The organism is Trebonia sp. (genome assembly GCF_049794275.1).
Classification (GTDB): Bacteria; Actinomycetota; Actinomycetes; order Streptosporangiales; family Streptosporangiaceae; genus Trebonia.
In genome coordinates, this window is the sequence record NZ_JBARCR010000442.1 from 1 (window position 1) to 1,708 (window position 1,708).

Sequence of the window (1,708 nt, forward strand, 5' to 3'; positions counted from 1 at the left end):
CCGTCGCGGACGGCCCCGGCTTGCCGGACGACGTGGAAGCGGACGCGAACGCCGCGGCGGGCAGGGCGATCACCGCGGCGGCGATGACTCCCGCGACGGCGAGACGACGGCTGGGCACTGGCATGACACGCTCCTTCGTGGATCGGATACATGCCAGTCCAGCGGCCCCGCCGAAAACGGGTCGTCCGGTGACCTTAAAGGAACCTAAGAAGCCCGGCGTCCTTACGCGTCAGGGCCGTAGAGCGCGGCGACGCGCGGCGAGCCGCCCCATCCGCTGTAGGTCGGCGCCTGCGGCCAGCCCTCCGGGGAGTCCTGCCACTCCTCCTGCCGTCCGTACGGCAGCAGGTCGACCAGCGCGAAGGTGTGCGTGAGCTGCTCGGTGCCGCGCCCGTTGGTGTGCCAGGTGCGATAGACCGTGTCGCCGTCGCGCAGGAACACGTTGACGGCGAACCCGCCGTCTGGCGGCGCCCCGACGTCGCTGCCGAACGGGCTGTTCGCCGTGGAGTACCAGGTCATCTTGTTCCCGACCCGCCGCTTGTACGCGAGTGCCTCGTCGATCGGGCCCTGGGTGACGATGACGAACCTGGCGTCGTAGTTGTCCAGGAACTCCAGCCGGGTGAACTGCGCGGTGAACCCGGTGCAGCCAGGGCACTGCCACTCCTCGCCAGGGAACCACATGTGGCTGTAGACGATCAGCTGCGACTTGCCGCCGAACAGCCCGGCCGGCTGACTCATCGGCGGCGTACCTAAAATCGGGCGGGTGACGACTACCCGCGAATTGCTGCTGGCGGAGCGTGCGCGTGCCCGCACCCGGGCCGCGGCCCTGGACCGGGAGTTCGCCGGGATCGCCGCGGCGGCGAGCGAGGCGGGTACCGACGACGAGCACGACCCGGAAGGCGCGACCCTCGCGTTCGAGCGGCAGCACACCGCCGCGCTACTCGCGCAGGCGCTGGAACAGATCGCGGAGATCGACGCCGCCATCGGCAGGCTCGACGCGGGCACGTATGGCGTCTGTGTAAGGTGCGGCCAGCCCGTCGGGCAGGACCGGCTGGCAGCACGCCCGGCGGCCGCCACCTGCGTCCAGTGCGCCCGGGTCAAGTGAGCAGAGCATGGTCTTGCAACGCGTTATATCGTGATGTAGCCTGCTGCTAGTTGGCAGCGCACCACCTGCCCGCTTCCGAGCTTTCCAGCGGCCCGCGCCGCAGGCGGCGACGAGGACAAGGGTCCACGACTCGGGTGCCTTCACTTAGTCATGGCTCTGTACCGTGGCGAGCAGACGCGGGCAGACTCGCCGGGAAGAAGAGCGATCATGACTGCGGACAAAGCCAGGAAGAGCGCCACGCGGCAGCGGATGGCGGAGACCGGCGAGCCGTACAGCGTCGCCAGGCACGCCGTGCAGGACGAGCACCACGACGACGTGGAGGTCGAGCCTGACGAAGAGCGGGCCGCGGCAGAACAGTACGCCGCGGAAGAACAGTACGCCGCCGAAGAGCAGGCAGCCGCTGAAGAGCAGGCCCGCCGGGCTCGTGAGCTCGCCGAGCGCGCGCGGGAGGCGGCGGAGGAAGCCGAGATCCGGGCAGAGCGCGCGGATGAGGCCGCGAGCGCGGCGGAGAGCGCCGCGGACCTGACCCAGGAAGCGGCCGACCTGACCAGGGAATGGGGCTCCGACGAGGAGATCGCCCGGGCCCAGCAGCGGGCCGACGAGGCC

3 protein-coding genes are annotated in these 1,708 nt (G+C 70.5%); 2 read left to right on the top strand and 1 reads right to left on the bottom strand.

The window, feature by feature from the left end:
• Positions 1–222: 222 nt before the first annotated feature.
• Positions 223–735: a DUF899 family protein gene (locus WA805_RS12220; protein WP_425242386.1), complete on the bottom strand. Its 513-nt coding sequence runs from the start codon at positions 733–735 to the stop codon at positions 223–225.
• A 25-nt stretch (positions 736–760) separates the two neighbouring features.
• Between WA805_RS12220 and WA805_RS12225 the strand changes: the two genes are divergently transcribed.
• Both WA805_RS12225 and WA805_RS12230 read left to right on the top strand, forming a co-directional pair.
• Positions 761–1,102, top strand: a complete 342-nt coding sequence (locus tag WA805_RS12225) for a TraR/DksA family transcriptional regulator (protein WP_422340965.1) — start codon at positions 761–763, stop codon at positions 1,100–1,102.
• 207 nt (positions 1,103–1,309) lie between these two features.
• A partial coding sequence (locus WA805_RS12230) for a hypothetical protein (protein ID WP_425242387.1) occupies positions 1,310–1,708 on the top strand: 399 nt, incomplete at its 3' end.